General features: G+C 60.0%; 27 protein-coding genes. 14 read left to right on the top strand and 13 right to left on the bottom strand.

What is annotated here, in order from left to right:
* Window positions 1-6 precede the first annotated feature (6 nt).
* Together CK501_RS04530 and acs are read right to left on the bottom strand one after the other, a co-directional pair.
* Window positions 7-663, bottom strand: coding sequence for a response regulator (locus CK501_RS04530; RefSeq protein ID WP_095616503.1), 657 nt, complete (start codon window positions 661-663; stop codon window positions 7-9).
* Window positions 664-841: 178 nt separating this feature from the next.
* Window positions 842-2,806, bottom strand: a complete 1,965-nt coding sequence (gene acs / locus CK501_RS04525; protein ID WP_095616502.1) for an acetate--CoA ligase — start codon at window positions 2,804-2,806, stop codon at window positions 842-844.
* Between the two features lie 265 nt (window positions 2,807-3,071).
* Here acs and CK501_RS04520 point away from each other — a divergent pair, with 265 nt between their 5' ends.
* From CK501_RS04520 to CK501_RS04500, 5 genes are all read left to right on the top strand, one after another.
* Window positions 3,072-3,350, top strand: coding sequence for a DUF4212 domain-containing protein (locus CK501_RS04520; protein WP_095616621.1), 279 nt, complete (start codon window positions 3,072-3,074; stop codon window positions 3,348-3,350).
* Between the two features lie 12 nt (window positions 3,351-3,362).
* Window positions 3,363-5,096 (top strand): sodium:solute symporter family protein, encoded by a 1,734-nt coding sequence (locus tag CK501_RS04515; protein WP_095616501.1) that lies wholly within the window; start codon window positions 3,363-3,365, stop codon window positions 5,094-5,096.
* A gap of 142 nt (window positions 5,097-5,238) precedes the next feature.
* Window positions 5,239-5,736, top strand: a complete 498-nt coding sequence (locus CK501_RS04510) for a hypothetical protein (RefSeq protein ID WP_095616500.1) — start codon at window positions 5,239-5,241, stop codon at window positions 5,734-5,736.
* A complete protein-coding gene (locus CK501_RS04505; RefSeq protein ID WP_095616499.1) occupies window positions 5,733-7,592 on the top strand; it encodes a putative nucleotidyltransferase substrate binding domain-containing protein in 1,860 nt (619 codons plus the stop codon). Before CK501_RS04510 ends, CK501_RS04505 begins: the two co-directional genes overlap by 4 nt.
* Window positions 7,592-8,281, top strand: a complete 690-nt coding sequence (locus CK501_RS04500) for an exonuclease domain-containing protein (protein WP_095616498.1) — start codon at window positions 7,592-7,594, stop codon at window positions 8,279-8,281. Before CK501_RS04505 ends, CK501_RS04500 begins: the two co-directional genes overlap by 1 nt.
* 2 nt (window positions 8,282-8,283) lie before the next feature.
* On the opposite strand, the gene CK501_RS04495 is transcribed toward CK501_RS04500, so the two are convergent.
* The 4 genes from CK501_RS04495 to gmk all read right to left on the bottom strand — a co-directional run bounded on the left by CK501_RS04495 (window position 8,284) and on the right by gmk (window position 12,007).
* Window positions 8,284-8,670, bottom strand: coding sequence for a RidA family protein (locus tag CK501_RS04495; RefSeq protein ID WP_095616497.1), 387 nt, complete (start codon window positions 8,668-8,670; stop codon window positions 8,284-8,286).
* A 64-nt stretch (window positions 8,671-8,734) separates the two neighbouring features.
* Window positions 8,735-10,861 carry a RelA/SpoT family protein gene (locus CK501_RS04490; RefSeq protein ID WP_095616496.1) on the bottom strand — a complete coding sequence of 709 codons (2,127 nt, stop codon included), beginning with the start codon at window positions 10,859-10,861 and terminating at the stop codon, window positions 8,735-8,737.
* A gap of 153 nt (window positions 10,862-11,014) precedes the next feature.
* Window positions 11,015-11,302 carry a DNA-directed RNA polymerase subunit omega gene (gene rpoZ / locus CK501_RS17065; RefSeq protein WP_095616495.1) on the bottom strand — a complete coding sequence of 96 codons (288 nt, stop codon included), beginning with the start codon at window positions 11,300-11,302 and terminating at the stop codon, window positions 11,015-11,017.
* A 69-nt stretch (window positions 11,303-11,371) separates the two neighbouring features.
* Entirely contained in the window at window positions 11,372-12,007 is a 636-nt protein-coding gene (gmk, locus tag CK501_RS04480) for a guanylate kinase (protein ID WP_095616494.1), read from the bottom strand.
* A 354-nt stretch (window positions 12,008-12,361) separates the two neighbouring features.
* Between gmk and CK501_RS16680 the strand changes: the two genes are divergently transcribed.
* A complete protein-coding gene (locus tag CK501_RS16680; protein WP_143421380.1) occupies window positions 12,362-12,544 on the top strand; it encodes a hypothetical protein in 183 nt (60 codons plus the stop codon).
* A gap of 102 nt (window positions 12,545-12,646) precedes the next feature.
* Entirely contained in the window at window positions 12,647-13,042 is a 396-nt protein-coding gene (locus tag CK501_RS04475; RefSeq protein ID WP_095616493.1) for an ectoine synthase, read from the top strand.
* 105 nt (window positions 13,043-13,147) lie between these two features.
* On the opposite strand, the gene CK501_RS04470 is transcribed toward CK501_RS04475, so the two are convergent.
* A complete protein-coding gene (locus tag CK501_RS04470; RefSeq protein ID WP_095616492.1) occupies window positions 13,148-13,762 on the bottom strand; it encodes a TetR/AcrR family transcriptional regulator in 615 nt (204 codons plus the stop codon).
* Window positions 13,763-14,022: 260 nt separating this feature from the next.
* Here CK501_RS04470 and CK501_RS04465 point away from each other — a divergent pair, with 260 nt between their 5' ends.
* From CK501_RS04465 to CK501_RS04455, 3 genes are read left to right on the top strand one after another with little or no spacing between them, the layout of a single operon-like run.
* Complete coding sequence (locus CK501_RS04465) at window positions 14,023-14,508, top strand: PaaI family thioesterase (protein ID WP_095616620.1); 486 nt, start codon at window positions 14,023-14,025, stop codon at window positions 14,506-14,508.
* Complete coding sequence (locus CK501_RS04460; RefSeq protein WP_095616491.1) at window positions 14,505-14,996, top strand: PaaI family thioesterase; 492 nt, start codon at window positions 14,505-14,507, stop codon at window positions 14,994-14,996. Before CK501_RS04465 ends, CK501_RS04460 begins: the two co-directional genes overlap by 4 nt.
* Window positions 14,986-15,888: an alpha/beta fold hydrolase gene (locus CK501_RS04455; RefSeq protein WP_095616490.1), complete on the top strand. Its 903-nt coding sequence runs from the start codon at window positions 14,986-14,988 to the stop codon at window positions 15,886-15,888. The genes CK501_RS04460 and CK501_RS04455 overlap by 11 nt, the downstream gene beginning before the upstream one ends.
* Window positions 15,889-16,079: 191 nt before the next feature.
* On the opposite strand, the gene CK501_RS17200 is transcribed toward CK501_RS04455, so the two are convergent.
* The 6 genes from CK501_RS17200 to CK501_RS04425 all read right to left on the bottom strand — a co-directional run bounded on the left by CK501_RS17200 (window position 16,080) and on the right by CK501_RS04425 (window position 20,994).
* On the bottom strand, window positions 16,080-16,337 hold the full coding sequence (locus CK501_RS17200) for a MipA/OmpV family protein (protein ID WP_198949379.1): 258 nt from the start codon (window positions 16,335-16,337) through the stop codon (window positions 16,080-16,082).
* A gap of 129 nt (window positions 16,338-16,466) precedes the next feature.
* Entirely contained in the window at window positions 16,467-17,552 is a 1,086-nt protein-coding gene (locus CK501_RS04445) for an aldo/keto reductase (RefSeq protein ID WP_095616489.1), read from the bottom strand.
* 79 nt (window positions 17,553-17,631) lie between these two features.
* On the bottom strand, window positions 17,632-18,198 hold the full coding sequence (locus CK501_RS04440; RefSeq protein WP_095616488.1) for a TetR/AcrR family transcriptional regulator: 567 nt from the start codon (window positions 18,196-18,198) through the stop codon (window positions 17,632-17,634).
* A 138-nt stretch (window positions 18,199-18,336) separates the two neighbouring features.
* Window positions 18,337-19,005, bottom strand: a complete 669-nt coding sequence (locus tag CK501_RS04435; RefSeq protein ID WP_095616487.1) for a cupin domain-containing protein — start codon at window positions 19,003-19,005, stop codon at window positions 18,337-18,339.
* Window positions 19,006-19,052: 47 nt separating this feature from the next.
* Entirely contained in the window at window positions 19,053-19,673 is a 621-nt protein-coding gene (locus tag CK501_RS04430; protein WP_095616486.1) for a glutathione S-transferase family protein, read from the bottom strand.
* Between the two features lie 241 nt (window positions 19,674-19,914).
* On the bottom strand, window positions 19,915-20,994 hold the full coding sequence (locus CK501_RS04425) for an AraC family transcriptional regulator (RefSeq protein ID WP_095616485.1): 1,080 nt from the start codon (window positions 20,992-20,994) through the stop codon (window positions 19,915-19,917).
* Window positions 20,995-21,124: 130 nt separating this feature from the next.
* Here CK501_RS04425 and CK501_RS04420 point away from each other — a divergent pair, with 130 nt between their 5' ends.
* From CK501_RS04420 to CK501_RS04405, 4 genes are all read left to right on the top strand, one after another.
* The gene (locus CK501_RS04420) at window positions 21,125-21,445 is read left to right on the top strand and encodes a 2Fe-2S iron-sulfur cluster-binding protein (RefSeq protein ID WP_095616484.1); all 321 of its coding nucleotides are present in this window, start codon (window positions 21,125-21,127) and stop codon (window positions 21,443-21,445) included.
* 14 nt (window positions 21,446-21,459) lie between these two features.
* Window positions 21,460-22,884, top strand: coding sequence for a cytochrome P450 (locus CK501_RS04415; protein WP_095616483.1), 1,425 nt, complete (start codon window positions 21,460-21,462; stop codon window positions 22,882-22,884).
* 5 nt (window positions 22,885-22,889) lie between these two features.
* Entirely contained in the window at window positions 22,890-23,417 is a 528-nt protein-coding gene (locus CK501_RS04410; RefSeq protein ID WP_143421379.1) for an FAD-dependent oxidoreductase, read from the top strand.
* Between the two features lie 86 nt (window positions 23,418-23,503).
* On the top strand, window positions 23,504-24,757 hold the full coding sequence (locus CK501_RS04405) for an NAD(P)/FAD-dependent oxidoreductase (protein ID WP_095616482.1): 1,254 nt from the start codon (window positions 23,504-23,506) through the stop codon (window positions 24,755-24,757).
* Window positions 24,758-24,793: the final 36 nt, after the last annotated feature.

The following is a 24,793-nucleotide window of genomic DNA, read 5'->3' as shown; positions in this document are numbered from 1 at the left end:
GATCGGTCAGGATTCTTCCTGGGAGACGTCCGCGAGGTCCAGCTGGCCCAGCTTGAGGGCGGCCTGGGTGCGGGAGTGGACGCCGAGTTTGCGGAATATCTCGGTGACGTGGGCCTTGACCGTGGCTTCCGTGACGTTGAGTTCGTAGGCGATCTGTTTGTTGAGCAGCCCCTGGCTGATCATGGTGGCAACGCGGAACTGTTGCGGGGTGAGCTCGGAAAGCGCATCCGCAACGCCGGATTCCTCCTCGCTGACGCCGGGTACGGCAAGGTCAACACCGTCCGGGAAGCAGAAGTCACCGCGTGCCACGTTCCGGATGGCCTGGCCGATGGCTTCCATGCTGGCACTCTTGGAGATGAAGCCAGCGGCGCCGTGGTCGGCAGCACGGCGGATGATGTCGTCGCGCTCGTTGGCGGAGATCATCAGCACCGGGATGTCCGGGTAGTGGGCGGTGAGGAAAAGCAGTGCGCTGAAACCGTGGGCGCCCGGCATGTGGAGGTCGAGGAGCACCAGTGAGGGCTCCCCGATCCGCGTTATCACCGACTGCAGGTCCCCGAAGTCCGATGCCTCTTCGAGGGTGGCATCAGGCTCTTCCTGACGGATCACATCCTTCAGGGCGGAGCGGAACAGCGGGTGGTCGTCGGCGACGATCAGGGTAGTCATGATTGGGGCATCACGCGTTTACCGGTTTCATACGGAAATGGGGCAGCGACTCAAGGTCGGTGCCCCATTGAAGATAGTCCTCGTTCAGCGCCTGCGCAATAAACCGTGAACCATGTAGGAGCGAGCCTCGCTCGCGATCGCAATCAATCGCGAGCAGGGCTCGCTCCTACAGGGCGGCTTACTGGTTGGAACCGGCTGCGACGCGGTGACCTTCGATGAGGTCATCGACCACGTTCGGGTCCGCCAGCGTGGAGGTGTCGCCAAGGGAGTCGAACTCGTCCGCGGCGATCTTGCGCAGGATGCGGCGCATGATCTTGCCGGAACGGGTCTTGGGCAGGCCGTCGGCCCACTGGATGACGTCCGGCGTGGCGATCGGGCCGATCTCCTTGCGCACGTGCTGCTTGAGTTCCTTGGCGAGCTCGTCGCTCGGTGACTGACCGTGGGTCAGGGTCACGTAGACGTAGATGCCCTGGCCCTTGATCTCGTGCGGGCAGCCCACCACGGCGGCTTCGGCGACGGCGTCGTGGGAGACCAGTGCGCTTTCCACCTCGGCGGTGCCCATGCGGTGGCCGGAGACGTTGAGGACGTCGTCCACGCGACCGGTGATCCAGTAGTAGCCGTCTTCGTCGCGCTTGGCACCGTCACCGGTGAAGTAACAGCCCTCATAGGTGGAGAAGTAGGTCTCCACGAAGCGCTGGTGGTTGCCCAGGATGGTGCGCATCTGGCCGGGCCAGCTGTCCTTCAGAACCAGGCCGCCGGAGGTGGCGCCTTCCATCTCGTTGCCCTCGGGGTCCATCAGCGCCGGCTGTACGCCGAAGAACGGCTTGGTGGCCGAGCCGGGCTTGAGGTCGATGGCGCCGGGCAGCGGCGAGATCAGGATGCCGCCGGTCTCGGTCTGCCACCAGGTGTCGACGATCGGGCACTGCCCCTTGCCGAACTTCTGGTGGAACCAGCGCCAGGCCTCGGGGTTGATGGGCTCGCCCACGGTGCCCAGCAGCTTCAGGGAGCTGAGATCGGCGTTGGCCACGGGGGCATCACCCTCGGCCATCAGTGAACGGATCGCCGTCGGCGCGGTGTAGAAGGTGGCGATCTTGTACTTGTCGATGATACGGCCAAGGCGGCCCACATCCGGGTAGGTCGGCACGCCTTCGAACATCATGGTGGTGCCGCCGTTGGCGAGCGGGCCGTAGACCACGTAGGAGTGACCGGTGATCCAGCCCACGTCCGCACTGCACCAGTAGACCTCACCCGGGCGGTAGTCGAACACGTACTCGTGGGTAATGGAGGTGTGCAGCAGGTAGCCGCCAGTGGTGTGGACCACGCCCTTGGGCTTGCCGGTGGAGCCGGAGGTGTAGAGCACGAAGAGGGTGTCCTCGGCGCCCATCTCTTCCGGTTCGCACTGGTCGGACTGCTTGCCCACCAGGTCGCGGTACCAGATGTCGCGATTGCCATTGAAATCGACGTTGCCGCCGGTCGCCTTGAGCACCACGACGTTGTCGACGCTGGATTCCTTGCACAGTGACACCGCTTCATCGACGTTCGCCTTCAGCGGTACCCGCTTGCCACCACGGCGCGCTTCGTCGGCGGTGATGACGACCTTTGAGCCCCCGTCGTCAATGCGGCCGGCCAGTGCCTCCGGCGAGAAGCCACCGAAGACCACGCTGTGGATGGCCCCGATGCGCGCGCAGGCCAGCATGGCATAAGCCGCTTCCGGCACCATCGGCATATACAGAGTGACAATGTCGCCCTTTTTAACGCCCAGCGATTTCAGCCCGTTGGCGAGGCGGGAGACTTCCTCGTGCAGCTCGGCGTAGGTGATGACGCGGTTGTCCTCGCTCTCCTCGTCAGGCTCCCAGATGATGGCGGGCTGGCCGCTGCGCTCTTCCAGGTGACGGTCGATGCAGTTGGCGGCGGCGTTCAGCGTACCATCATCGAACCAGCGGATATGCACGTCATCGCTGGCGAAGGAGACATCCTTGACGCGCGAGAAGGGTTTCATCCAGTCCAGGCGCTTGGCCTGTTCCGCCCAGAAGGACTCCGGATCCTGGATGGAACGCTGATACATGGACTCATAGGTCTCTTTGTCGATCAGCGCCTTGTTCCGGAAGTGGTCCGTGACCGGGTAAACCGCTTCGTCACTCATCACTGCCTCCTCAATCCTGTTCTGCTTGTCATTTCGGTGCCTTAGTGGGAAAGGCTTTGTACCTCCCAGTGTCGACAAGGGCGGAAGCACTGGGTATTAGACCATGGTCTAAGGGCCGTGAACCCTTGCGTGACAAGGAGTTAACAAACCGGCACGACAGCTTAGACCAAAGTCGTATGGAGACTGGCGATCAGCGGGTCAAAGCTGTGCCGTAGCGGTGATCCCACCGTGAACGCGTTGACAACAATAATGGGGGGAAATGCTGATGGCATTCCAGAATGAAACACTCAAGAAGCAGTACTGGCGCGACAACCTGCGCATCATCGGGTGGTTGCTCGCCGTCTGGGCCTTCGTGTCCTTCGGCTGCGGCATCATCTTCGCGGAGGCACTGAACGCCATCCACATCGGCGGTTACCCGCTCGGTTTCTGGTTCGCGCAACAGGGCTCGATCCTCACGTTCGTGGTGCTGATCTTCGTGTACGCGAAACTGATGGATCGGCTGGACCGCAAATACGGCGTCCAGGAAACCGAAGACGCGAAGTAAAAGGGGCTTACCATGGACCAGCAGACACTGATCTACATTGTCGTGGGCGCCTCCTTCGCGCTCTATCTCGGCATTGCCATCTACTGTAAAGCGGGCTCCACCCGCGAATTCTACGTCGCATCCAAGGGCGTTCATCCGGTTGCCAACGGCATGGCCACGGCAGCCGACTGGATGTCCGCGGCGAGCTTCATCTCCATGGCCGGCCTCATCGCCTTTCTCGGCTATGGTGGTTCGGTCTTCCTCATGGGCTGGACCGGTGGTTTCGTTCTGCTTGCCATGCTGCTGGCGCCGTATCTGCGCAAGTTTGGCAAGTTCACGGTGCCCGAGTTCCTGGGGGATCGCTACTACTCCAATACGGCGCGCGTGATCGGCGTCATCTGCCTGATCCTGGCCTCGCTGACCTATGTCATCGGCCAGATGACCGGCACCGGTGTTGCCTTCTCCCGCTTCCTGGAAGTGAGCTATGAGATGGGCCTGTCGATCGGCATGCTGATCGTGTTCTTCTACGCGGTCATGGGCGGCATGAAGGGGATTACCTACACCCAGATTGCCCAGTACTGCGTGATGATCACGGCGTATACCGTTCCGGCGGTCTTCATCTCCCTGCAGATGACCGGCTGGGCTCTGCCGCAGATCGGCCTTGGTTCTACCCTGACCGAGCAGGGCACCTTTGTGCTGGATCGTCTGGACCAGGTCCTGAATGAGCTGGGCTTTGCCGAGTACGTGGCGGTGAATGAGCATAACCGCGTCAACATGTTCTTCTACACCCTGTCGCTGATGATCGGCACCGCCGGCCTGCCGCACGTCATCATCCGCTTTTTCACCGTTCCGACGGTCAAGGCGGCGCGCTCCTCCGCAGGCTGGGCCCTGGTATTCATCGCCATTCTCTACACCACCGCTCCGACCGTTGGTGCCATGGCCCGTCTGAACCTGATGGAGACCTTCGGCACCACCGAGGCCACCGAGATGGTCTATGAAGAACGGCCGCAGTGGGTGAAGAACTGGGAGCAGACCGGTCTCATCGAGTTCACCGACAAGGATAACGACGGCACCATCACTTACAGCTCCAACGAGGAGGAGAACGAGGTCACTGAGCTCAACCGTGACATCATCGTTCTGGCCAACCCCGAGATCGCCATGCTGCCCGACTGGGTAATCGCGATCGTGGCCGCTGGCGGTATCGCCTCCGCCCTGTCCACAGCAGCGGGTCTGTTGCTGGCCATCTCCTCGGCGGTCTCCCACGACCTGCTGAAAGGGGTGTTCAAGCCGGACATTTCCGAGAAGAGCGAGCTGATGGCGGGACGGATCTCAATGGCAGCGTCCATTGCCGTAGCCGGCTACCTGGGCTTCAATCCACCCGGCTTCGCCGCGGGGACAGTGGCACTGGCCTTCGGGCTTGCAGCCGCCAGTCTGTTCCCGGCGCTGATGTTCGGCATCTTCTACAAGAAGATGAACAAGGAAGGCGCCATCGCCGGCATGCTGGCGGGCCTGACCGTGAACCTGCTCTACGTGTTCCAGCACAAGGGCATCATGTTCGTCGCCAGCACGTCCTTCCTGGGCGACCTGGATCCGAACTGGTTCTTCGGCATCTCGCCGAACGCCTTCGGTGCGGTTGGTGCCATCGTCAACTTCATCGTCGCCATGGCGGTGTGCAAGATGACTCCCGAACCTCCGGCGAACATCCAGCACATCGTGGACGACGTGCGGGTACCGGTGGGCTCCTCGCTCGCCTCAGGCGGGCACTGAGCCCTGAGGGTTCAACCCCCGGACAGTGCTGCTTCGGCAGCACTGTCCGTTTTCAGCTACCCTAGATGGAGCTGCCGCGAGAGCGCCCTTCTGTAACAGAGTGCTCTCCCGGCAATTCCCTTTCCCGAATCAGAGGCCCTGCATGTTCCGCAATTTCCATTTCATTGTCGCGCTTCTGGTTGCTCCGGCACTGGCCATCCTGGCCTGGTACGCCGCGGACACCGCCCTGGGCGAACGCAAGGAGCCGGCAAAGGAGGGGCTCGGTTACGAGCTGATCGGTGACTCCAACTGCCGCTATGAGAGCGGCACCTGCACCATGACCAACGGCAACTTTGAGCTGGATATCCAGGTGGACCGGGCCGGCGGCGAGAACCAGCTGGCGGTGCGGCTGGAGTCCGCCCACCCGCTGGACGCCATGACCATGGGCTGGGTCAACCCCGGCGCGGAGAAGACGGAACAGACCGCTCTGGAGCCGGCCAACGACAGACGCACCCGCTGGGAAGGCGTGATTCCGGGAGAAGCGAGCACCAAGGCCCGCATGCGCGTCCTGGCCCGGGCGGACGGCACCAGCTACTACGGCGAGGCCAAGACCGTCTTCATCGATTACGAAACCAGTTTCGGGGAGGACTTCCGGAAATGACCGAAACCCAGTCCCTGCCGCCAGAGCTGGCCTCCATCGCGGATTTCATCCGCCAGACACTGCCCTTCAACGCCCTGCCCGAAGGAGAGGTTGAGCGCATTGTCCATGAGATGGAGATCGGCTATTTCCGCAACGGGCATGTGTTCAACGAGAACACCCGGGATCAGGGACTGCGTATTCTGCGAAGTGGCGCCGTTGAGATCCGCAGCCAGGACGGCGAGCTGCTCGACCGTCTGGCCGAGGGCGAGAGCTTTGCCCTGAGCGGGCTTCTCCAGCAGGAACCCGGTGTGCGGGCGGTCCTGATCGAGGACAGCCTGATCTACTTCCTGCCGCAGAAGGCCTACCAGGACCTGCGTGGACGCTTCCGGGACTTCGACCGTTTCTTCCACGGCCAGCGCAGCCGGCGCCTGTTCCGTGCCACCCGCAGCATGGTCTCACCGGATGGCATGCTCACGCCGGTAACCAGCCTGATGGCCACCGATCTGGTCACCACCAGCGAAGAGACGCCCGTCTGCGAGCTGGCGGAGATGATGTCCAGCCGCCGGGTCTCCTCGGCACTGGTGCTCAATGACGGCAGGCTGAGCGGCATTGTCACTGACAGGGACCTGCGCAGCCGGGTACTGGCAGCGCGCCGCTCGCCGGACACGCCGGTTTCGGAAATCATGACGGCGAATCCGGTGAGTCTGGAGCGCAAGGCGACGCTGTTTGACGCCACCCTGCTCATGACCCGCCATCGCATGCACCACCTGCCGGTTCTGGAAGACGGCAGGCCTGTAGGCATCCTCACCACCTCGGACCTGATCACAGCCCGCCAGGACGACCCGGTCTACATCGTCCAGCGCCTGTCACGCCAGGAATCGGTGGCCACCATGCAGACCGTGCTGCGCGACATCCCCCAGTTCCTGCTGCGCTGGACGGATGCCGGGGTACCGGCGGATCAGGTCAGCCACATCCTCACCGCCATCAGCGATACCGTAACCAACCGGCTGATCGAGATGGCGCTGGACGAACTGGGCCCGGCCCCGGTGCCCTTCGCCTGGCTGTGCTTCGGCTCCCAGGCGCGGGCGGAACAGCTGCTCAACGCCGACCAGGATAACGGTCTGGTGATTGCGGACGAGGCCACCGACGAAGACATGGCCTGGTTCGAGCAGTTGGCCACGAAAGTCAGTGATGGCCTCGACGAATGCGGTTACGTCTACTGCAACGGCAACGTCATGGCCACCAATCCCTTCTGGCGACGCCGACTCACAGGCTGGTACGGGGCCGTGGATAACTGGGTCACCAGTTTCAGCCCCCACCATGTGATGGAGATCAGCATCGCCTTTGATCTCCGCACCGTTCACGGGGACGCCTCGCTCACCAGCCGGGTCCAGTCCCACATGCTGGAACGGGTCAGGGCCAACTCCATCTTCCAGGCCGCGCTGGCAGAGAACGTCCTGGAAGGAAGCCCGCCCATCGGCATCTTCCGGCGCTTCGTGGTGGAGCGCAACGGTGATCACAAGGATACCCTCAACCTGAAAAAGCGAGGTCTGCTGCCGATCATCGAAATTGTGCGGCTGCACGCCCTGGCATCCGGGGTTGACCGCATCAACACGCTGGAACGGTTGGACGAGCTGGCCCGCGGCAAGCACATGACCCGGTATGACGCACGCAACCTGCAGGACGCCCTGCGCTTTCTGATGCAGGTGCGGCTCCAGGTACAGGCGGACCAGATCCGTGAGGGCGAGGAGCTGAGCAACTACTGCAACCCACGCAACCTGCCCAAACTGGCCCGCGAACAGCTGCGTGACGCCTTCCAGCTGGTGGACAGCGCCCAGAAGTCGGTGCGCCTGGCCTACCGCCAGGGGATGCGCTGATGTGGCTGACCCGCGCCCGCCGGGAGCGGGCACGGCGCCGCTATGCCCGCCACCCCTTCCCGGACCCGACGCTGCAGCGCCTCCTGGCAAGCCCCTGGCCGGACACCAACGCCCTCTGGGATGAGGTGGACTGGCTGGCCATCGACCTGGAAACCACCGGCCTCGACCCGAAGACCGGCTACATCATCAGCTTCGGCTGGGTGGCGGTGGACCGCGGCCGGATCCGGCTGGACACGGCCCGGCACCTGCTGATCGACAGCCGCAACCTGGTGGGCGACAGCGCCACCATCCATCACATCCGGGACACGGACCGCAGCGAAGGCGTGGATCTGCCCTCCGCATTACGCATGCTGGCAAGGGCGATGACCGACCGCCTCCCGGTCATGCACCATGCACCTCTGGACACAGGGTTTCTGCGCGCCGCCTACCGGGAACAGTTCGGCATGGACTGGTTCCAGCCCACGGCGGACACACTGGTGCTGGAGAAAAAACGCCTGTTCCAGCGCGAGCAGACAATGCCGGGGAATGTCCTGCGCCTGAACCGGTGCCGCGAGCGTTACGGCCTGCCGGAAACCAATGCGCACAATGCGTTGGAGGATGCCCTGGCGTGCGGGGAACTCTTCATGGCCTGGGCCCGCCACTTCGGCGGTGACGGCCCCAGGGTCAAGGACTGCCTCAGCCGGGTCTGACCCTACTTCAGCACCATGATGGCATCCATCTCCACCTGCGCGCCCTTGGGCAGTGCCGCCACGCCAATGGCGGCGCGCGCGGGATAGGGCTCGGTGAAGACGGTGGTCATGATCTCGTTGACGATGGCGAAGTTGCCCATGTCGGTGAGGTAGATATTGAGCTTGACCAGGTCCTGGATGTTGCCCCCGGAAGCCTCACAGACGGCCTTCAGGTTCTCGAAGACCCGCTTGACCTGTTCCTCAAAGCCGCCGGGCACCAGGTCCATGGTCCGCGGATCCAGCGGGATCTGGCCGGAGAGATAGACCGTATCCCCCGCCTTCACAGCCTGGGAATAGGGGCCAATGGCTTCGGGGGCGGTATCCGTCTGGATAATGGACTTGTTCGTCATGGGTTGCGGCGTTCCTGTCGTCTGTAGCGGAAAAACACGATGCTCGCCCGCTGGCGCGGCGCTGTCAACGGCGTACCCGGGTAACGGATTTGACCGTGCGCAGGTTGCGGATGCGCCGCATGATCCGTGCCAGCTGGGTACGTCCGCGCACATGCAGGGTCATGACGACGACACTGTGGCGGGCGTCGTACTCGTCCACGTTGATCCCCTCGAGGTTGGCTTCCGCCAGGGCCACGGTATTGGCCAGCTCGGCAATCAGCCCCCGCTTACGCGCCGTCTCCACACGCAGCTCAACCGAGAAGTCATCGGTGATGTCCTTGGCCCAGCTCAGATAGACCAGCTGGGGTGAGTCCGCGTCCAGATGGCGCACGCTCTCGCAGCGCTCGGAGTGGATCACCATGCCGCTGCCGGAACTCATGCGGCCCACGATGGGGTCCCCCGGAATGGGCTGGCAGCAGTCCGCGAACTGGATGACCGAGCCCTCGCTGCCGGCAATGGTCATGGTCTGCCCGGCGCGGGTATCCTCCAGCGCCGGCGCGGCGTCGCTGTCCTGTCCGGTATCCGGTGCCAGCTGCCGGGCGACGATGTAGGCCATGCGGTTGCCCAGCCCGATGTCCGCCAGCAACCGGTCGAAGCTATCCACCTGGTTGTGCTCCAGAACCCGCTGGACGCGTGCGTCACCGAGCTCATCCAGGCGTGACCCGAGGCTGTTCAGGGAGCGGCTGAGCAGCTGCCTGCCAAGCTCCACGGACTCGCGCCGCTGCTGGGTCTTGAGAGCGTGGCGGATGCTCGAACGCGCCTTGCCGGTCACCACGTAGTTGAGCCAGACCGGGCTCGGCCGGGCGCCGGGCGCGGTGATCACCTCCACCGTCTGGCCGCTCTGCAGCGGCTGACTGAGTGACGCCAGCTGACGGTCCACACGACAGGCGACGCAGGCGTTGCCGATGTCCGTATGGATGGCATAGGCGAAATCCACGGGCGTGGCCCCGCGCGGCAGCTCCATGATCCGGCCCTTGGGCGTGAACACGTAGATCTCGTCCGGGAACAGATCCACCTTCACGTGCTCGATGAACTCCAGCGAGTCGTCCGCCCGCTCACGCATCTCCATCAGCCCTTCCAGCCAGCGGTCGACCCGTCTCTGGTTGACCTCGCCCACCTCGGAATCGTGCTTGTACATCCAGTGCGCCGCGATGCCGTGGTTGGCCACGCTTTCCATCTCCTCGGTGCGGATCTGGATCTCGATATTCACGTGTTTGCCGAACAGGGTGGTGTGCAGGGACTGGTAGCCGTTGGCCTTGGGCATCGCGATGTAGTCCTTGAAGCGCCCCGGCAGTGGCTTGTAGAGGCTGTGTACCGCGCCCAGGATGCGGTAGCAGTCGTCCACAGAGTCGGTGATGATCCGGAAGGCGTAGACGTCCATGATCTCGCCAAAGGATTTGTGCTTGAACTTCATCTTGTTGTAGATGGAGTTCAGGTGTTTCTCGCGCCCCAGGATACGCCCGGGCAGTTCGCGCTCACGCAGCTTGTCCTCGAGTCCGGCGCGGATCTCGTTGATGATCTCGTGATGGTCGCCCCGCAGCTTGCGCACCGCCTTGGCGATGTACTGCGAGCGCATCGGGTACATGGCGGCAAAGCCCAGATCCTCCAGCTCCACGCACAGGCTGTGCATGCCGAGGCGGTGGGCGATGGGGGCGTAGATGTCGAGGGTCTCGGTGGCGATGCGGCGACGTTTCTCGGGGTTGAGCGGCCCCAGGGTGCGCATGTTGTGCAGCCGGTCCGCCAGCTTGACCAGGATCACGCGGATATCGCGTGCCATGGCCAGGGTCATCTTCTGGAAATTCTCGGCCTGGGCCTCGGCGCGGGAGCGGAATTCGATCTGGGTGAGCTTGCTGACGCCATCCACCAGTTCGGCCACTGGTGCCCCGAACTGCTCGATCAGGGCATCCTTGGGAATGCCCGTATCCTCGATCACGTCATGCAGCATGGCCGCCATCAGGCTCTGGTGATCGAGGTTGAGCTGGGCGAGGATGTTGGCCACCGCCAGCGGGTGGCTGATGTAGCGCTCACCACTGCGGCGATACTGCCCCTCATGGGCCTGTTCCGCATAGAAATAGGCCCTCCGTACCTGGTTGACCTTCTGGTCATCCAGGTAGTTTCCGAGGCGTTCCGCCAGAGACTCGATCGTCGACATCGGCTGTTCAGGATGCTCCGCAAGGTGGTGTTAAGCCGGCTTCCTCCCTGCCCTGCTGCCAGTTTCCGAATTCCCTCTTCCCAGATTATAGCGTGTACAGGCATAAAAAAACCGGGTCGGGCCCGGTTTTTACAGGATCACGGCCGGCTGGTTTCAGCCTGCGGCTTCGCCTTCCTCGCCGGATGCGGCCTCGGTGCTGCGTGAGGGCGACTCCGCGGATTCCGCCTGCATTGCCCGCTCATCGGCTTCGACGCTCTCGAAGCTGATCTTGCCTGCGGCAATCTCGCGCAGTGCCAGAACCGTGGGCTTGTCGTTCTCCGGCGGAACCTTGGGCTCACTGCCATAGGTGGCCAGCTGGCGGGCCCGCCTGGTGGAGAGCATGACAAGCTGGAAGCGGTTGTCGACGTGGTCGAGACAGTCCTCAACGGTGACGCGTGCCATGGAGTACCTCTGTTCGTGTTTGGGTCACTGCGGATCGCACAGTGTAACCCAGTGATCGGTTTCTGGCCATCACTGATCGGCCAGGGAGAGGGCCCTCAGCAGGGTCTCATGACGCTGGCTCTGACGGCTCAGGCACTGGCGCTGGGCGCGGAAGACCACCAGCAGTTCATCCAGGGCCCGTTCAAAGTCGTCATTGACCACCAGGTAATCGTATTCGGCCACATGCCGGCACTCCTCAGCGGCCTCGCGCAGCCGGCGCTCGATCACCTCGTCACTGTCCTGGCCGCGCCCCTGGAGCCGCTCGCGCAGCGCTTCCGGCGAGGGCGGCACAATGAACACGGAGACAGCGTGCGGGCGCAGCCGCCGGATCTGCTGCGCGCCCTGCCAGTCGATCTCCAGGATCACGTCCAGGCCGGCGGCAAGCTGCTCATCCACCCAGTCGCCGGAGGTGCCGTAGTAGTTGTCGAACACCTGGGCGTGCTCCAGGAAGGTGCCCGCCTCCATGAGCGACAGGAACTCCTGTTCGGTCACAAAGTGGTAGTTGACGCCATCCTGCTCCCCGGGGCGCGCCGCACGGGTGGTGTGCGACACGGAGACGGTCAGCGCGGGATCGCGCTCAAGCGCCTGCGACACCAGGCTGGTCTTGCCCGCCCCGGAAGGCGCCGACACCACGAATAGCGTGCCCAGGTAAGGCTGCTCGCTCATGATCGGATTACTCCAGGTTCTGGATCTGCTCGAAGCACAAAAAATTAAAAAGCGTTTAGAAATAGATGCTTGATATATTTTTTCGGCCAGCGTCACTCAATACTACACTGTCCATTTTACTACCCATGGATAGAAACTCTATCTCTGAGCAGTCCGAGTAGTTACTACCTATGATTATAAACCGGAATAACAGGAAAATCGGGAATCTCTCCCGGAGCTCGCCCAGCGAGTTGTTTGTCGACAAAAATGATGAAAAATGGTGTGGGTCAGCCTGACTGCGGTGATTCGTGCCTAGGATACAGCTTTAGATTTAGATCTACAAAGATCTCCCTGATTCCCGGAAGACATGAGTTGATGGGAAGGGGAGTGCTGGCGGGAACGGGAGAGCTGCGCAGGGGCGTCGAGGCGCTCTATCGATACCACCGCATTGCCCACCAGGAAGCAGCCCTGAGCTGGCATCACGACCACGACCTTTCCAGGCCAAGGGGAGCAGCCGGAGCTGGAGGCGGCTACCCAGAGCGCCCTGAAGGGGTATGACTAATGGCGGGAGGGAAGGGCCGCTTGAAATATATGGATGCCTAATGTTTATGCTATAATGCCCCCTACCCGATTGCGGCCAACCAATCATGAGATACGCCCATGAAAATCGTTAAAGTTCAGAACATCATTGGTACCGAGCGAGAAGTCAGCGACAAGCAGTGGACCAGCCGCCGTCTGCTGCTCAAGAAGGACGGAATGGGATTTTCCTTCCACGAAACCATCATCAAGGCAGGCTCCGAGCACACTTTCTGGTATAAGCACCACCTGGAAGCCGTTTACTGCGTTGCCGGTAATGGGCGCATCAAGAACCTCGCCACGGATGAAGTTCACGAGATCACCGACGGCACCCTCTACGCCCTGGACAACCACGACAAGCACACTCTGTACGGTGGTACCGAGGACATGCGCCTGATCTGCGCCTTCAACCCGCCGGTAACCGGCCAGGAAGTCCATGACGAGGACGGCGCCTACCTGCCAGACAGCAGCGATAACTGATCCACCCTGGTATAGCGACTGATCTGACCGCTGACACACCGCCAGCGCGACTGCTGGCGGTAGCACTGTTGCTTTGGCTGGTACACCCATGCCGGCGAATCCCGATTACGCCTGGACACCCTTATTGATCACACCGTCCATAGCGATCTGCCAGATCAAATCACCAATGGCGTCGAGTGAATGGGTCCCGTTCGGGTCGAACCAGGTCGCAACCCAGTTGAGCGCCCCAAGGCCGATCAGGCGAAGCAAGCGGCCGTCAACATTCTTCCGGACCACGCCCTGGGCAATCATTGTTTCGAGAATATCGGCCCACAGGTACTCGTACTGGTCACGCAGTTCGATGATTTCCTCGCGAGCCTCCGGGCCCAGTGCCCGCCATTCAAACAACAGCACGTAAACCGCGTCCGAGTCCACCAACAGGGCTCGCAGATGCGCGTTGAGACAAAGGCGCAATTGTTCAAACGGGTCATCCGAGCTGGCGTAAGCCGACTCGACCTCTGCGGTCACCAGATCGACTCCCCGGCGCATAAGTTCGACAAGCAGCGCTTCCTTGCTGCTGTAACGATAATACAGACTTCCGGGCAACATATTGCAGGCCTCGGCAATCTCCTTGAGCGACGTCCTTTCAAACCCTTTCTCACGAAAAAGCCTGGCTGCGTTAGACAAAACGTCGCCCTGGTCGCCCAGTTTGCCTGGAGGAGCAACCTGTCTGTTAACCATCACTTAAGTATCTCCTCAGCAAGCCCATTCATTATTCATCAGAGCCGTCACCACCAGACTTATTGCGCTGATCGTACGCCATTAAGCAGGTGGCCTGCCATTTGTCCACAAACATAGCCTTGACTTTTGGTTGGTTAACCAACCAAAATCCAGAAATAATGTTATCCGGAAGAAAATGACATGGCAATGATCGATGAAAATCAGGGGTTTCCCATCCCTTCCGCCCCGGCACAAAAGGTATGCCAGGCAGGGCAGATCTGATGACCAAGCCGAACGGAGTTCAGCACAGTGACGCCATGACGACGGCGTGGCAGTTCACCGAAAAGGTTCCCCACGGCAGGGATCTGGGCATGCAGGTTGTCTCGGTAGACCAGGGCCAGGTCTGCATGCGTCTGACGCCACAGTCATGGATGTTCGCCCAGGAGGATAGGAAAGAAATCTGTACCAGCGTACTTTACTCGCTGGCAGACTCCGCCGGAGGCTTGGCGGTATTCGCGGGGGCCCTGGAGTTGATGCCCATTGCCACGCTGGATATGCGCATGGATTATTTGCGCCCTGCCAGCGGCCACCAGGCCCTGTTAGCGGAGGCTACCTGTCGACATTTAACGGACGAGGTCGCGTTTATTCATTGTGACATCCTTAACGAGGGCAATCGTGAGTTGCTGGCGACGGCAAACGCCACCTTCATGCGTAACACCCAGGGCCAGCAATTCAATGCAGGTGGACGAGGAAAGGAGCGCGCATGAGCACGACTGGCGATTCGGAACAACACATCTCAGGCGCTGCGGAAAGCGCGGAAGAATGTGCTGACTGGCAGGCCCTGCTTGCGCGTATTCCCTACGCACGGCACCTCGGGCTTGAGGTTCAGCAAGGTGATGCGGGTGTAGTGGTTCATTTGCCGTGTCGTGAAGCGCTGATCGGCAACTTCATGCTCCCCGCCCTCCATGGCGGTGTGCTTGGGGCCCTGATCGAACTTACCGCACGGGTGGCTGCGCAAAGCCGTGATACAGAGACGCGTTGCCCGCGCATTCTCGACAGCCACATCAATTACCTCCGCTCCGCGAAGGACCGATCGACGTTCGCCAGCGCTGACATTGTCCGGCAAGGCAGGCGGAGCAGCCTGATCCAGGTGACCTGCTGGCAGAGCGAGAGGAGTAAACCGATCGCCAGCGGTCTGGTTCAGTTGTTGCTCCCGACAATGGCCGCCCAACAAGAAGACCTTCATGAACATTAAGCACAACACGCCTGAACGCGACGAATTCCGGGCGACGGATGGCGCCGACATCGCACTGTGGCGCTGGCCGCAATCCAAAGCGCGCCCCACGCTGCACTGGGCGCATGCCACGGGTTTCCATGGCCCCCTGTACCACCCCCTCCTTGACGAGCTTGCCACGGACGTCAATGTCCTGGCCTGGGACATGCGAGGGCATGGCGCCAGCGCCGGTGCGGCAAATGTTTCGACATTCCGGGGCTGGGATACCTACTATCGAGATATGACAGCTCTGCTGGATAGCCAGGACGAGCCGGTCTGGCTTGCCGGCCATTCCATCGGTGCCACCACCAGCATCATGGCCGCTGCCCGGCGGCCTGACAAAGTGCTGGGCCTGATTCTGGCGGAACCGGTGATCATGGATCTGCGGCAGGGCCTGAAGTTGTGGCTGACCAAGCTGCTACGCCAGTCACATCGGTTGTCCCTGGCCGCCGGAGCCGCACGTCGGCGCAGGGTATTCGACTCGCACGCTGCCGCGCTGGACAACTTTCGTGGCCGCGGTGGCTTCAAGACATGGCCCGAAGCATGGCTGAACGCCTATGTCCAACACGCCTTCGTGCCGCAGGGTGACCAAGTTCAGTTGGCGTGTGCGCCGGAGTGGGAGAGCACCACCTTTGCCCATACTGAACACAACCCCTGGCCCGGTATTCGTCAGTTGCGGTGCCCGGTTATAGCACTGGCCGCGGAACGCGGGTCAACCTTCTCGCCGGCGGCGCAAAAACGCCTGCAGACCCTGCTGCCTTCGGCTGACGTGAGGGTGGTTGCAGGTACGACCCATTTCCTGCCCATGGAGCAGAGCGAAACCGTTCGCGATGCCATCCTGCAACTTACTTTATCTGGATGCCGCGAGAACTGATCCCCACACTGGGATTTTGCCGATCGGGACACCTGCATGTGCTGTGCACTGACACCCTTTATCTTGCTGCTCAGGAAATCGGGTTCAGCCGCCCCTGCAGCACAGCACTGGTCAGGTGCGACCTAGATCTGGTGGCGGCCATGACAGGGCAGGATTAAGGACCGGCCGGGTCTCGTAGCCAACGATATCAGTTATATGAAAAAGACGGATGCATATTGTTTCCCTGATTCCCGGATAGAGGCGTGAGCGGAAGTGAGGGGTTGAACATTGTCGCACCCGGGAGTGTAACCAATAAAGGATGACAGATGACAGTTGCCGTGGCGGATCATGTTCCAGCCGAGACCATCGCAAATGTTAAAGTAGGACCGGTCACCATAGCTCACATTAAGCGTCGGCCAGACCCTGGCTTCATAACCGTCACAGCCGAGGTAGTTCGGAGCATAGAGCACACCGGCTCCCAGACTGGCATCCCAGCCGTGTTTGCCTGGCTCGGGGCTGAAGACAGCATAGACGGATTCTCCAGTTGAAAAGCTTCGCCGCGGCGAAGCACAATGTGAAGATTGAGTCCGTTGTAGGAGTCAGGACCCGGTAGAGTCCCGATACCCGGCCATCATTTTCATCATCCAGCCTGGATATTCCTCCGGTATACGGCTCACCTCGTCGAGCGCATTAAGTTCTTCGCCAGACAACCGGATCTGCGCTGCCTGGATATTGGCTTTCAGCTGCTCCGGCCGCTTGGCGCCAACGATAATGCTGGCCACAGGTTTTTGATGCAACAGCCACGCTAGGGCGATCTGGGCCACGGTAACCGGCTCGCCGTCGATCTGCTTTCCGTCGGCAATCTCCCGCATCACCTTGATGACTTCGCTGCCCCGCTCACGGTCGACAGGCGGAAAGTCAAACCTGGCACGCCGGTTTTCCTCGGACACGTCCGGCCCCTCGTATTTACCGGACAGATAACCGCCGGCCAGTGGGCTCCACACCATCAGACCGACATTTTCAGATTCCAGCATCGGAATAATATCCCGCTCCAGGTCGCGACCCACGAGGGTATAGTAGGCCTGCAGGGATATGATCGGGCACAGGTTACGGGCCCGGGTGATGCCGATGGCTTTCATCACCTGCCAGGCAGCCCAGTTGGACAGACCCACGTAACGCACATCGCCCTTTTGCACCAGGGTGTTCAGTGCCTCTAGGGTCTCCTCGATCGGTGTGGCCGGGTCGAAGCCGTGAATCTGGTACAGGTCGATATAATCCGTTTGAAGGCGCGCCAGGCTCGCCTTGCATTCACTCATGATATGACCGCGGGACGCACCGCGGGCATTGGGGCCATCCCCCATGGGGCCGAGCACCTTAGTGGCCAACACGACATCTTCCCGGCGAACGCCAAGGTTCTTCAGGGACTGGCCAACAATGCGCTCACTGGCCCCGAAACCATAGATGTTGGCGGTATCGATAAAGTTGATCCCCGCTTCCAGGGCAATCTTTACCAGTTCGTCGGCCTGTTCCTGCTGCAACTGGCCGATCAGCCCCCAGATGTCTTCATCGCCGCCAAAGGTCATGGTGCCCAGACACAGTTCGGAGACGAACAGCCCCGAGTTGCCCAGTGGCTTGCAACCTGGACGCTTGTCATTATTGAACTGCGGTAAACTCTCAGTGGCCATGTTGCACCTCATCATGCTTTTCGGTTGGTGTTGCAGGATTCACTGTCAATACTGCCGGTTCGCGATTCTTGTCCAGTCGTTACTGGCAGCGGGCGAGCAGCAGTCGCGTTGCGGCATCAAAGACGGCGGGGTCTTCTTCGGTGCGCGCGGCAAGGTGGGCACCTTCCAGCATCGCCAGGGTCGCCGGTGCTTCATCACTCGGATCACCGATGGCCGAGACGGATCCATCCCTGTGCCCCAGCTCAAACGTTTCTGCAATCCACTGCAGAACCATTGCGCGAACGGCGCCGACTCTGGCAATGACGGTGTCGGACAGGCTTTCGCGACAGGTCGAAAAGGCAACACACAGACACACGGTTTGTCCATCATGCAAGGCTCCGCGGTATAGGGCAATGAGTGCCTTGAGGCGCTCGCCTGCGCTGGCATGGGCTGCCTCGATCTCGGCCAGACCATTCTGCAGACTGGTCTGATAGCGCTCGATCAAGGCTTCCGAGAGCTTCGCCTTGGTGGGGAAATGATAATGGACCGAGGCCGTCCGAATCCCGATGGCCTCAGCCAGATCCGCATAGCTGAACCCGTCAAATCCCCTTGATCGGGCGATGCGCTCTGCGAGGTCCAGAAGGGCCGATCTGGTGTCACGGGTCATAAATATCCAGGGTTTAACGCGGTTCACTCAGGCGCTTGCCGATTATGACGCCTTGATCGAAAGAAGCTTGACCTCCATTCCCCCCGATCAAGGCCCATTATCTCTTTACAGGTACAGGACTCTTCCGGCTCCGGGCAACTACCTCCCGGGGGCTCTGACAAACCGAAGGTGACCTGTCTTCATCCAGATTTTCGCCTCCTGGGCTCCGGCCGTTGCGGACAACGCTTCCCCATCAGGCAAACGCAACCAGGCATTCCTACCCAGCGCATTATTGTTCACCGTGACGTCGCCGTCCAGGACCAACACCTCGATCCCACCGGTCGCGTCTGATGTCAGGGTAGCACCGGGCTCAAGCTTGCGGTAAGTGACCGTTTCACGCTCGTCCTCGTGCAGGAGCGAAGTGGAAACGCCCTCCACCGGGGCACCCAGTTCCGCTTCCATGTTTTTGCTGAACTGAGTGCGGTCCGCCGGATCGAACTGCCAGAGCTTGACAAAAATCGTACACCCCTCGGCAGAGCCAGGCACGTGAGAGGTGGTTGGCGGATTCCGCACATAGGTTCCCGCCGGATAATCCCCATGTTCGTCCTGAAACACACCGTCAAGTACGATGAATTCCTCGCCACCGTCATGAGTGTGCGCCGAGAATCGGCTGCCTGGCGCATACCGCACAATACTGGTGGCACGGGCCACTTCGCCACCGATACGATCCAGCATTCTCCGCTCCACCCCTTTCATGGGTGAAGGGCGCCACTCAAGCTGGTCGGTGTCAATGACCACGGGCTTTGTGAAATCTGCATTGATTTCCATGCTCTGTCCTCCGGTTAATCAGTCTGCCAAGCCGAAAGGCCCGGGCATCAGCCGGTAATTGACGGACGGGCCGCGACCCGGGCACGCCAGGCCAGGAGATGATCCAGGTGATCGGGAATGTCAACCTTGGCGAACTCTGCAAACACCAGCCCGGCATAAGCCGTGATATCCGCAACAGTGAAATGGTCACCAGCAAGAAACTCGTTTTCCACAAGCACCTCGTTGAGATAGGCCATCGTCGACTGAGCGACCTCTTTCTGCTTATTGCCCCACTCAGGGCATTGCCATGTCTCGAGGTCGGGCCCCAGTCCCTGGGTTGCGTGGTGGAAATACGCGCCCACCGCATCCATCAAGCCGGATTCAGCACGAATATTCATCATCGCGATAACCGCGCGCTCTTTGGGCGAGGCGCCCGTCAGGGAAGGCCCGTCAAACACACCGTCCAGATACTCGGTGATGGCGTTGCACTGTGCAATGCAGGTGCCATCATCAAGTTCCAGTACCGGTACGGTGGCGTCGGGGTTCTTCGCCCTGAAGGCGCTGGTACGGTGCTCACCCGCCATGACATCCACTGGGACAAAAACCACTTTGTCAGTGGCACTTTTTTCGGCAAGGGCAATACGTATGCGCAGCGGGTTGGGAAAGCCTTCGGTCTCGTAAATATTCATTGCTCACCTCTGTTGGGATTAAACACTCTACCAGACTACCTACTAATAGATAGGCACTCAAGAGGCAATCAGCCATTTCTGCTTTGTCTGTGCATCACTGGGGCAGCAAGCCACTGTACTTCAGTCTTCCTGCAGATGCACAAGTTAACGAACTACCAGAAGAGGGTAACTCTTTCTTGAGATCTGATCATCTGGGACCTGACACGTAGGCACTGGCTACACAGGCGCAAGCAACACCGGTTCATGCCTGTCCATCAGGTGGACGTACGGCGTTTGATCTGACATTCAGCCTGAATTGCTCTGGCGGTTGGCCAAACCAGCGTTTGAAGGCGCGTCTGAAGTTGGCACTGTCGTGATAGTTCATCAACGCGGCAATGGCCTCGATTGACAGTTCGCTGTCACGCAGGTGCAGCGCTGCCTGCTGAGACAGAATCTCATCACGGATTTTTCGGAAACTGCTTCCTTCATGGTTGAGTTTACGCGCCAGGGTACGTTTGCTGATGAACAGAGAGGCAGCCGCTTCCTCTTCACTGAGCGTTCCCGGCGGCCGGGACAACATCATCTTCTTCAACCGGGTCTGGTAGCTCGGCTTATCGGCCTGAAGTTGCGCAAGCATGGCTTCACACTGTTGCATGGCCAGACGATAGTTTTCATGATTGGCAGAGGCGTTTGGTGCCCGACACAAGGCCATCGGTAAGCTGAGTTTTAACTGGTTGCAATCAAAGTGAATCTGGCCGGACAGAAAGTCCGAATACATTGCGTGATAGCCGGGCTTCGGGTGGGCGAAGCATACTTCAGCCTCGTGCAGAGGGCGGCCAACCATGAATTCGCCGAATTCGAAAAATGCCATGACCATCACCTCCGACAGGCACCGCTGTATGTCATCGTCCAACGGCTCCCGGTAATGCAGAATACATTCCAGACGCTCGTCGCCTTGCTGTAAATGCAGCTCGATGAAACCTGCGCGCATGGGCAGGAATGTCTGAACCGCGTGTAGAGCAGTGAGGAGGTCGGGGCTGCTGTAAGCCACGAACCCCATTGCTCCGTGGGTTGCCGGAGTCATTCGTCTGCCCAGCCTTAACCCGAATTCCGGCTGGCCGGACAGCTCCATCGCATTACGCAGGATCCGCGTCTGCTGAGCTACAGTAAGCAAGTCGTCCTCGCTCAAAAATTGCGTCACGCCAAGCCCAGTGCCCCGCAGCAGGCTTGGCAGCTGTTTCGCTGCTAGATCCAGCTCACGCGCGATTAGCCGGGAGTAATTTGTTGGTATACCGGGGCGGGGCCCCTGCTTGCCCACAGTCTTCTTCTGCACCGCGATCATTGATGGTTTTCCTCCTAGAGCCCAGCTATTGTGGCTTTAAATGACCCCACCCTGTCAAGAAATGACCTGATGGGAGTACCGACAGACAGCCAATATCTAACTACTGGGAACGATCTAGAAGGGGAAAATATTGGGCAAGATTACCTTTATCGAGAATGATCAAACTGTACATGTCGCAGAATTCGAAGCCGGTTCCTCGGTAAGGCAGATCGCCGTTGACAACGCCATTCCCGGTATTGACGGGGACTGCGGGGGTGAATGCGCCTGTGGCACCTGCCACGTCATCGTCTCGGAAGGATGGTTCAGCAAGACAGGTACGCTTGGTGGTGAGGAAGAGCAAATGCTGTCAATGACGCCGGAGCGGACGAGCACTTCGCGCCTGGGCTGTCAGGTGGTACTGACTGATGAAATGGACGGCATGACCGTGCATTTGCCCGAGTTCCAGATGTGAACACAGGAGGACACATGCCAACATTATCCAGAACATTTGACGACATTCAGTCCCGGCTGATTAACGCCACCTCCAGGGTGGTGCCGATGCACAGGCAAATCCAGGGATTGAAATTTTTAATAGGCGGCAAGAAGAAAGCCTTCGGCCCACGCCGGCCAATGCCCGAATTCGTTGAAAAGCCTATCCCGGACGTTAACACGCTGGCCCTTGAAGACATTGATGTCAGCAATCCGTTTTTATACCGGCAGGGTCAGTGGCGGCCCTATTTCAAACGGTTGCGCGATGAGGCGCCGGTCCATTATCAGAAGAACAGCCCTTTTGGCCCTTTCTGGTCGGTAACTCGCTTTGAGGACATCATGTTCGTGGATAAAAGCCATGACCTATTTTCCGCCGAGCCGCAAATCATTCTGGGTGATCCTCCAGAAGGGCTGTCGGTGGAAATGTTCATAGCAATGGATCCACCGAAACACGATGTGCAGCGCAGCTCGGTACAAGGGGTGGTGGCACCGAAGAACCTGAAGGAAATGGAGGGGCTGATCCGATCGCGTACCGGCGAGGTACTTGACAGCCTGCCTCAGGACAAGCCCTTTAACTGGGTGCCTGCTGTATCAAAGGAATTGACCGGCCGCATGCTGGCGACCCTTCTGGATTTCCCTTATGAGGAACGTCACAAGCTGGTTGAATGGTCGGACCGAATGGCCGGTGCGGCATCGGCTACTGGCGGGGAATTTGCCGACGAAGAGGCTATGTTTGACGATGCGGCAGACATGGCGTGGTCTTTCTCCAAGCTTTGGCGGGACAAGGAGGCACGCCGCGCGGCAGGCGAGGAGCCCGGTTTCGATTTGATCAGCCTGCTGCAGAGTAACGATGAAACGAAAGATCTGATCGATCGCCCGATGGAGTTTATCGGCAACCTGACGCTGCTCATCGTTGGTGGCAATGATACCACTCGCAACTCGATGAGTGGTGGCCTGGTGGCCATGAACGAATTCCCTGAAGAATTCAAAAAACTGAAAGCAAATCCGGAATTGATTCCGAACATGGTCTCGGAGATCATCCGCTGGCAAACGCCTCTGGCCTATATGCGTCGAATCGCCAAGCAAGATGTTGAGCTGGGCGGCCAGACCATCAAGAAGGGTGATCGAGTTGTCATGTGGTACGCCTCGGGCAACCGGGACGAGCGCAAATTCGACAACCCCGATCAATTCATCATTGACCGCAAGGACGCACGAAACCACATGTCGTTTGGCTATGGGATTCACCGTTGCATGGGCAACCGCCTGGCTGAACTGCAACTGCGCGTCCTATGGGAAGAAATACTCAAGCGTTTTGACAACATCGAAGTCGTCGAAGAGCCCAAACGGGTGCAGTCCAACTTCGTGCGGGGTTATTCGGAGGTGATGGTCAAGCTGACACCGAAAGGTAAAGAAGCCGGCTGATCAGGATGACAACCGAGCAATTTGATTATGTGGTGGTTGGCGCCGGCTCGGCCGGATGTGCCGTCGCCAATCGCCTGTCGGAGAGCGGTCGTTATTCAGTGCTACTGCTCGAAGCCGACCCGTTCGCGGCGCCGCTGATCGACTCCACCTACATGGCCGATTCTGCGGATGTGGGGCGACTGGTACGCGGGGTACATCTGGTGCGCAGAATCCTGGCGCAACCAGCCTTTGCCCCGCACCACGGGCTTGAGGTGTCGCCCAGGCCAGCGTTACAGAATGACGACAACCTTGCCGCATGGGTGTGGCGCAGCGGTGAATCGGCGTATCACCCCCTTTGTACCTGCAGGATGGGTGTCGATCCGGTGGCGGTGGTCGACCCACGCCTGCGCGTCCATGGCCTGCAATACCTGCGGGTGGTGGATGCCTCCATCATGCCGACGCTGGTCGGCGGCAACACCAACCAGCCGGCGACCATGATCGGCGAGAAGGGTGCCGCGATGATACTTGAGGATGCCGGAGAGGCGATCGGCTGAGCACCGTGTGCGGGGCATCACCGGGAGCAGTTGGGGTCTTAACTCATGATCAACCTAACCCCAAAAAACAATAGAAAGAGACAGGTATGACAAACAAACAGAAAGAGACGACAGTTATCGTTGGCGGCGGGCACGCAGCAGGTGCACTTCTAACAACCTTGCTGCAAAAGAACTATCAACAGGAGGTGGTTCTGGTGGGCGAAGAACCACATCCACCCTATCAGCGGCCGCCCCTGTCCAAGGACTACCTGGCAGGAGAGGTTGATCAGGCGTCGCTGTACCTGAAGCCTTGCTCGGTGTACGAAAATTCAGGCCATCAGTTGCGGCTCGGTGTGCGTGCCAAAGAAATCGACCGGGACAACAAGACTATCACTTTGTCGGACCATGGCACATTGCAATATGATCGACTGGTCCTGGCCACGGGGTCACAGGTTCGACGCCTGAACGCCCCCGGAGCCGACTTGAAGGGTATTCATTATCTGCACGACATAGCTGACTCGGATGCCCTGCATGAAGAACTGGTTCCGGGGAAGCGCCTGGTCATCGTGGGTGGTGGTTACATCGGCCTTGAGGTGGCAGCCAGCGCTATCAAAAAAGGCGTTCATGTCACGGTGCTGGAAGCCGCCGAGCGTCTTATGCAGCGCGTTACGGGCCCGGAAATATCAGCGTTCTTTTACGACAAACACCGCAGTGCCGGGGTAGACGTACGTCTGAACACAGCGGTAACCGGTTTTGAAGCGGGTGATCAGGGGCATGTGGCTGGCGTCACGCTGGGGGAGGGAAGTACCATACCGGCTGACACCGTGCTTGTGTCGATAGGCATTATCCCGGAAACCGCTCTAGCTGAGGCTGCCGGCCTGCCCTGTGATGACGGCATTATTGTTGACGAGTTTACCCGTACCGAAGATCCCGCCATTCTTGCCATAGGCGACTGCACTCAACACCGAAATCTTTTCTTCACGAATAGGCAACGACTTGAGTCGGTCGCCAATGCTGTCGATCAGGCCCGTACAGCCGCAGCAACCCTGATGGGTGAAGAGAAACCCTACGATAGCGTCCCATGGTTTTGGTCAAACCAGTACGATGTTCGTCTGCAGATGGTGGGATTGTCGCAAAATCATGATCAACGAGTGATTCGCGGCAGCCCCTTGGACAAGGCATTTGCCGTGTTCTATCTCCGTAAGGGTTGTGTCATTGCTGTTGACGCGATCAACCTACCCATCGCTTTCATGGTTGGTAAGGCACTTGTTCGACAACACAAGAAGATCAGTCCGGAACTACTGAAGGATCCGGATATTGAACTGAAGTCTTTGGTGAGCAGTCCACAGACTTCGTCTTGACGACTGAGAAGATAGATGCGCAAGACAGGTAGTTAC

The sequence above is a fragment of the Halovibrio salipaludis genome, assembly GCF_002286965.1.
In the GTDB taxonomy this organism is placed as follows: Bacteria; Pseudomonadota; Gammaproteobacteria; order Pseudomonadales; family Oleiphilaceae; genus Halospina; species Halospina salipaludis.
This window is presented reverse-complemented; position numbering and strand designations above follow the sequence as displayed.